This is a genomic window from Oleiphilus sp. HI0117, from assembly GCF_001635235.1.
The window spans coordinates 1-895 of record NZ_LWGA01001150.1 but is presented as its reverse complement, the minus strand read 5'-3'; the positions used below and the strand labels follow the sequence as shown (position 1 = coordinate 895).

Below are 895 nucleotides of genomic sequence, written 5' to 3'. Positions count from 1 at the left end.
CTAGACAGCGCTGTTTCTTATGCTCATCCAGGATACCTTGGTAACTCGTGTTGGCAGCGCTTAGTTTTCTGCGGAAGGTACGCTCACTCACAGAAAACATCTTTGCCACTTCAGGAACGCTTGGAAAGCGCCCTTCGTAGCCTTCAATGACTTGCTTGGTTTGTGAAACAATATCTTCATCTTGCGAATAGAACTTACGTAATAGCTCATAAGCTTGAACTCGATATAGCTGATGAGCGAGAGGGTTCCCGTGCTTCATCGCCACACTCAAAATGACGCGTGGAAGCCGAAACCAGTTATAGGGCTGATCGAAATGTAAATCAAAGTCGATATATTTCTGATACTCCGCCAAACACTTACCTTCAGGCTTAGGCCGAGCAGTACCTGCAGCAATTAGTATTTCGTTTGGTTTTTCAAGAAACTCCCTTACAAAGATATAGGTTCCCATAAGGTCTCTGTCGGCAATAAATGTCCTGAGTTTAGGTGAGGCCTCTGGTAAGGTATAACGTAGCTCTATCCAATCTTTATCAAAATGCAAAGTCATATGTGAAAAGAGCAGTGATAATGACTGAAATTGAGCGCCAACCTTCAAAGCCTGGTCAAAATTTGGTGCACTCATAAGCAACATTGCATAGGTACCGTATGAGGTAAATGTCACCTGACTGCCTACCTTGACACCAAGAATAGGGTCATTCAGTAAGTCTATTGCTTCTGACACGATATCCAGCTCCAAAGATTGCTCAATCACGGCGGCACCATTCATATTCTGCAAGGACATCCCCCTGCGCCGCAAAAGTTCTTCCGGGTCTGCCCCCAAGTCTTCAACCGCTTTAAACAGTGGAATCAAACCTAATATCGACTGCTTCTTTTTAGCACTGCCTACATACATAAACCC

At 44.5% G+C, this 895-nt stretch carries 1 protein-coding gene; it reads right to left on the bottom strand.

Annotated elements, in window-relative coordinates; translation table 11 throughout:
• Positions 1 to 895 (bottom strand): AraC family transcriptional regulator ligand-binding domain-containing protein (locus A3757_RS20460; RefSeq protein WP_068740204.1); only part of this gene is annotated, 895 nt, incomplete at both ends.